At 67.6% G+C, this 6,361-nt stretch carries 6 protein-coding genes; 5 read left to right on the top strand and 1 reads right to left on the bottom strand.

The features are described 5' to 3' along the window. The 4 genes from sucB to ACLBYD_RS28405 form a co-directional block, all read left to right on the top strand. The coding region (gene sucB, locus ACLBYD_RS28420) for a 2-oxoglutarate dehydrogenase, E2 component, dihydrolipoamide succinyltransferase (RefSeq protein ID WP_447819062.1) at positions 1-1,314 on the top strand (1,314 nt) is incomplete at its 5' end. Between the two features lie 113 nt (positions 1,315-1,427). Continuing rightward, positions 1,428-2,207, top strand: coding sequence for a lipoyl(octanoyl) transferase LipB (gene lipB / locus ACLBYD_RS28415; protein ID WP_258261243.1), 780 nt, complete (start codon positions 1,428-1,430; stop codon positions 2,205-2,207). A gap of 54 nt (positions 2,208-2,261) precedes the next feature. Next, complete coding sequence (lipA, locus tag ACLBYD_RS28410) at positions 2,262-3,272, top strand: lipoyl synthase (RefSeq protein WP_024101310.1); 1,011 nt, start codon at positions 2,262-2,264, stop codon at positions 3,270-3,272. A gap of 83 nt (positions 3,273-3,355) precedes the next feature. Further along, complete coding sequence (locus tag ACLBYD_RS28405; protein ID WP_033097792.1) at positions 3,356-4,096, top strand: DUF4191 domain-containing protein; 741 nt, start codon at positions 3,356-3,358, stop codon at positions 4,094-4,096. 82 nt (positions 4,097-4,178) lie between these two features. On the opposite strand, the gene ACLBYD_RS28400 is transcribed toward ACLBYD_RS28405, so the two are convergent. Beyond that, on the bottom strand, positions 4,179-4,655 hold the full coding sequence (locus ACLBYD_RS28400) for an RDD family protein (protein WP_016694972.1): 477 nt from the start codon (positions 4,653-4,655) through the stop codon (positions 4,179-4,181). Between the two features lie 210 nt (positions 4,656-4,865). Between ACLBYD_RS28400 and glnA the strand changes: the two genes are divergently transcribed. Continuing rightward, positions 4,866-6,302 carry a type I glutamate--ammonia ligase gene (glnA, locus tag ACLBYD_RS28395; protein ID WP_447819061.1) on the top strand — a complete coding sequence of 479 codons (1,437 nt, stop codon included), beginning with the start codon at positions 4,866-4,868 and terminating at the stop codon, positions 6,300-6,302. Positions 6,303-6,361 lie beyond the last annotated feature (59 nt).

Here is a 6,361-nt window from a genome sequence, read left to right as displayed (position 1 = left end):
ACCCGCTGGCTCAAGGCCGTCGGCGACGAGGTCGCCGTGGACGAACCGCTCCTCGAGGTCTCCACCGACAAGGTCGACACCGAGATCCCCTCCCCGGTCGCCGGCATCCTCGCCGAGATCACCGCGCAGGAGGACGAGACCGTCGAGGTCGGAGGACAGCTCGCCGTCATCGGCAGCGAGGCCCCGGCCCAGCAGTCCGCTCCGGCCGAGGAGAAGCCCGCGCCGAAGCAGGAGACTCCGAAGCCCGCCGAGCAGAAGCCCGCCGCACAGCAGCAGGCCCCGAAGGTCGAGCAGGCCACCCCGGCTCCCGCACCGAAGCCGGTCGGGACCGCGGCGACGACCCCGAAGCCCGCGCCTCAGGAGGAGTCCACCCCGAGCGGTGCGACCCCGTACGTCACCCCGCTCGTGCGCAAACTCGCCTCGCAGCACGGCGTCGACCTGTCGACGGTCAAGGGCACCGGTGTCGGTGGCCGCATCCGCAAGCAGGACGTCCTCGCCGCCGCCGAGGGTGGCAAGGCCGCCGGTGGCGAGCAGCAGAAGCCTGCCGCTCCGGCCGGTCCGGCTCCGGGTGTGCGCCCCGAGCTCGCCAAGCTGCGCGGAACGACCCAGAAGGTCAACCGCATCCGCCAGATCACGGCGAAGAAGACCCTCGAGTCGCTGCAGACCACCGCGCAGCTCACCCAGACCTTCGAGGTCGACGTCACCAAGATCGCCCAGCTGCGGGCCCAGGCGAAGAAGGCGTTCTCCGAGCGCGAGGGCGTCAACCTCACCTTCCTGCCGTTCTTCGCCAAGGCCGTCGTCGAGGCGCTGCGCGCGCACCCGAACGTCAACGCCTCCTTCGACGACGGCAAGAAGGAGATCACCTACCACGCGGCCGAGCACCTCGGCATCGCGGTGGACACCGAGCAGGGCCTGCTCTCCCCGGTGATCCACAACGCCGGCGACCTGTCGCTGGCCGAGCTCGCCCGCGCGATCGCCGACATCGCCGAGCGTGCCCGCAAGGGTGGCCTCAAGCCCGACGAGCTGGCCGGTGGCACCTTCACCATCACCAACATCGGTAGCCAAGGCGCGTTGTTCGACACCCCGATCCTCGTGCCGCCGCAGGCCGCGATGCTCGGAACCGGCGCGATCGTCAAGCGTCCGGTCGTGGTGATCGACGAGACCGGCAACGAGTCCATCGGCGTCCGCTCGATGTGCTACCTGCCGCTGACCTACGATCACCGCCTGATCGACGGTGCCGACGCGGGCCGCTTCCTCAAGACGATCAAGCATCGTCTCGAGGAGGGCGCGTTCGAGTCCGATCTGGGACTGTAGGTTTCCGGATCCGGACTATCCGTCCGACGACCTCCGACGGGGGCATCACCGCAGCNGGCGTCCGCGCCACAGCGGGTGCCCTTCCCCTGTGGTGCGGCGTAGAGTTCAGGAACATGAGTGATCCCTCGTCTTCCGCCCGTTCCGATTCGGCTCCCGTCGCCGTCGCGCGTCTCGGAACCCTCGGTTATCTCGAGGCCTGGGAGAGGCAGCGCGAACTCGCGAACGAGCGTGCCGACGGCATCGGCGCCGACACTCTGCTGCTGCTCGAACACCCGCCCGTCTACACGGCCGGGCGCCGCACCGAGGACGGCGATCGCCCCACCGACGGCACGCCCGTCATCGACGTCGACCGCGGCGGCAAGATCACCTGGCACGGCCCCGGACAGCTCGTGGGCTATCCCATCGTCAAGCTCGCCGAGCCGATCGACGTGGTCGGCTACGTGCGTCGCATCGAGCAGGGTCTGATCCGCGTCTGCACCGATATGGGCCTGACCTGCGGCCGTGTCGAGGGACGCTCCGGCGTCTGGCTCCCCGCCGAGCTGCGCGACGGGCACTGGCTCCCCGAACGCAAGATCGCCGCGATCGGTATCCGCGTGCAGCGCGGGGTCGCCATGCACGGCTTCGCTCTCAACTGCAATTCTGCTCTCGACGCGTTCGACTCGATCGTCCCGTGCGGCATCCGCGACGCCGGAGTCGCGTCGCTCACCGGCGAACTCGGCCGGGAGGTCACCGTCGACGACGTGATCCCGGCCGTCACCGAGGCCGTCATCGCTGCTCTCGACGGCCGAATCCCCGTGACCGAGTGCGACATCGAGCGTGTCACCTTCGAGCAGGCGGTCGGGACGTCCGGAATTCCCACCACCACCCCGGAATTCACGACGCACCGGTTCTGAGGGGCGGTCGCACCCGCCGGGTCCGGGCGGGACCGGCGGCGTACGATCGAGTGCGTGACTGTGGCCCCAGAAGGACGCAAACTGCTGCGGATCGAGACCCGAAACGCGCAGACGCCGATCGAACGCAAACCCAACTGGATCAAGACCCGGGCGAAGATGGGCCCGGAGTACACCGACCTCAAGGGCCTGGTGCGACGCGAAGGTCTGCACACGGTCTGTGAGGAAGCCGGTTGCCCCAACATCTACGAGTGCTGGGAAGACCGCGAGGCGACATTCCTCATCGGTGGCGAGCAGTGCACCCGTCGCTGCGACTTCTGCCAGATCGACACCGGTAAGCCCGCCGCGCTCGACCGCGACGAGCCGCGCCGTGTCGCCGAGTCGGTCCGCTCGATGGGTCTGCGCTACTCCACGATCACCGGCGTAGCCCGCGACGATCTGCCCGACGGCGGCGCATGGCTGTATGCCGAGACGGTGAAGCAGATCCACGCGCTCAATCCGGGCACCGGCGTCGAGAACCTCATCCCCGACTTCAACGGCAAGCCCGACCTGCTGCAGGAGGTCTTCGAGTCGCGTCCCGAGGTGCTCGCGCACAACGTCGAGACCGTGCCGCGGATCTTCAAGCGCATCCGTCCGGCCTTCCGCTACGAGCGGTCGCTCGACGTGATCCGGCAGGCCCGCGATTTCGGGCTGGTCACCAAGTCCAACCTCATCCTCGGCATGGGCGAGACCCCCGAGGAGGTCACCGAAGCGCTGCACGACCTGCACGACGCCGGCTGCGACATCATCACGATCACCCAGTACCTGCGGCCCTCCCCGCTCCACCATCCGGTCGAGCGCTGGGTCAAGCCGCAGGAGTTCGTCGATCACTCCGAGACCGCCCGCGAGATCGGGTTCGCCGGTGTGATGGCCGGTCCGCTGGTGCGTTCGTCGTACCGCGCCGGTCGCCTGTACGCGCAGGCGATGGCCCACCACGGACGCGAACTTCCCGCCGACCAGGCGCATCTCGCCGAGGAGGGCACGGCGTCCCAGGAAGCCGGCGCCGTTCTCGCGCGCTTCGGCAACTGACCTCGCGCCGCTCGTCGCGGCAGGTCCTCAGGCGGCCCCGGTGGTGGTAAACGTGCCACCAACGGGGCCGTATCCTTGAGTACATGGCGAAGGGCAGCAAGACCGACAAGGAAGCGAAGGCCGCGGCGAAGGCCGCACGCAAGCAGGCGTCGAAGGAGCGTCGAACCCAGCTGTGGCAGGCGTTCCAGATCCAGCGCAAGGAGGACAAGGCACTCCTGCCGTGGATGATCGGTGCCCTCGTCGGTTCGATCGTGGTGTTCTTCCTCGTCGGCCTGATCTTCGATATCCAGTGGTTCCTGCTGCCGGTCGGCATCCTCGTCGGCGTCCTGTTGGCCTTCATCATCTTCGGGCGCCGCGTGCAGAAGAGCGTGTACGCGAAGGCCGACGGCCAGGCCGGTGCGGCCGCGTGGGCGCTCGACAACCTGCAGGGCGCGTGGCGCGTGAGCCAGGCGGTCGCGGGTACCACCCAGCTCGACGCCGTGCACCGCGTCATCGGACGTCCCGGCATCATCCTCGTCGGTGAGGGCAATCCCGGTCGCGTGAAGGGCCTGATGGCCCAGGAGAAGAAGCGGGTCGCGCGTCTCGTCGGCGACACCCCGATCTACGAGTTCGTCGTCGGCAACGAGGAGGGCCAGATCCAGCTCTCCCAGCTGCAGAAGCGTCTGAACAAGCTGCCCCGCAACATCGATACCAAGCGGATGGACACCATCGAAGGTCGCCTGTCCGCGCTGAGCACGAAGAAGTCCGGGCCGGCCATGCCCAAGGGCCCGCTTCCCGCCGGCGCGAAGATGCGCAGCGTGCAGCGCACCATGCGCCGCCGCTGATCTTCCGAACTACGCCGAAGGCCGCCNCCTCTCGTCCCGGGGACGAAGGCGGCCTTCGATGTAGTCGGAGGTTTCCGGCGGGTCAGCGCGAACGCACGACCGCGGTGCCCGTGGCGCGATCCTGGAGACCGCGACCGTCGATGTCGGTGACGAGCGCCGGGGCGATGAACACCAGCAGCACCTGACGTGCGAGCGCGCGCACGATGCCGACCCGCACGGGGGCGTCCACCCGCACGACCTGCAGCCCGGCGACGAACTGTCCGGGGGTGAAGGAGAACAGGCTCACGCATCCCACGCCCACCACGAACCAGATGATGAGGGTGTACGACGACAGCAGCGGACTCTCGAGCGGGTTGCCCCCGACGAGGCCGGCGGCGATCGCCATGGACATGAACCAGTCGACCGCGAGGGCGAGTACCCGGCGGACGGTGGGCACCATGGAACCGGGGCCGTGTTCGGGGAGGCCGAGCAGTTGCCCGGGATAGTCCTGCTCCTGCTGGAGACCTTTGGGAAGCGCCGCAGCAGGCCCGGAAAGCCAACTGCCCGTCATGCGTGCCATGGCACCAGGATAAGCTCTCATGGGCGGACCAGCGTCGACCCGTGTTGGCCGCGGTGACTTATACCACCTTTTCGACCTCACAGCAGGACGAAAGCACGTGTAACACCCGCGAAACATAGGCTTGATGGACGGGCAACACCAGATCCATAACGTCTGATCCGACGCAGGCGCCCAGCACCCATGGCGCGCACCGACTGAAGGAGCACAAGCGTGGCGTTCACCACGGCCGAAGAGGTCATCAAGTACATCGCGGAAGAGAACGTCGAGTACGTCGATATCCGCTTCACGGACCTGCCCGGCATCGAACAGCACTTCTCGATCCCGGCGAAGGCGTTCAACGAGGACGTCTTCGAGGACGGCCTGGCATTCGACGGATCCTCCGTGCGGGGTTTCCAGTCCATCCACGAGTCGGACATGCTCCTGCTCCCCGATGTGACGACCGCCCGCATCGATCCCTTCCGCGCCGCCAAGACCCTGAACGTCAGCTTCTTCGTCCACGATCCGTTCACCCGCGAGTCCTACAGCCGCGACCCCCGCAACGTCGCGCGTAAGGCCGAGGAATACCTGATCAGCACCGGCATCGCCGACACCGCCTTCTTCGGTGCCGAGGCCGAGTTCTACATCTTCGACTCCGTCTCCTACGACTCGAAGATGAACGGCGCGTTCTACGAGCTCGACTCGATCTCCGGCTCGTGGAACACCGGCGCCGAGTACAACGCGGACGGCACCCCGAACCGCGGCTACAAGGTCCGCCCGAAGGGTGGTTACTTCCCCGTCGCTCCGTACGACCACTACGTCGACCTGCGCGACGAGATCTCCACCAACCTGCAGCTCGCCGGCTTCGAGCTCGAGCGCGGCCACCACGAGGTGGGCACCGGCGGCCAGGCCGAGATCAACTACAAGTTCAACACGCTGCTCTCCGCAGCCGACGACCTGCAGCTGTTCAAGTACATCGTCAAGAACACGGCGTGGAAGGCCGGCAAGACCGCCACCTTCATGCCGAAGCCGCTCTTCGGCGACAACGGCTCGGGCATGCACGTGCACCAGTCGCTGTGGAAGGACGGCAAGCCGCTGTTCCACGACGAGTCCGGCTACGCGGGTCTGTCCGACCTCGCCCGCTGGTACATCGGCGGCATCCTGCACCACGCGCCGTCGCTGCTCGCCTTCACGAACCCGACGATCAACTCGTACCACCGCCTGGTGCCGGGCTACGAGGCTCCGATCAACCTCGTGTACAGCCAGCGCAACCGTTCGGCCGCCGTGCGTATCCCGATCACGGGCAACAACCCGAAGGCCAAGCGCCTCGAGTTCCGCGCTCCCGACTCCTCGGGTAACCCCTACCTGAACTTCGCGGCGCAGATGATGGCCGGCCTCGACGGCATCAAGAACAAGATCGAGCCGCTCGCTCCGGTCGACAAGGACCTCTACGAGCTCCCGCCGGAGGAGGCCAAGAACATCCCGCAGGCCCCCACGAGCCTGTCGGCCGTGATCGACAACCTCGAGCGCGACCACGAGTACCTCACCGAGGGCGGCGTCTTCACCACCGACCTCATCGAGACCTGGATCTCGCTCAAGCGCGAGCAGGAGATCGCTCCGGTCAACCTGCGTCCGCACCCCTACGAGTTCCAGCTGTACTTCGACTGCTGAGTCGAGTCCGGTAAGCACTCTTCGAGAGGCCGTCCGTCCCTTCCGGGACGGGCGGCCTC

Source organism: Rhodococcus sp. C26F (genome assembly GCF_053345925.1).
Note: the sequence above shows the minus strand (reverse complement) of the source record. Positions and strands in the feature narration are given on the sequence as shown.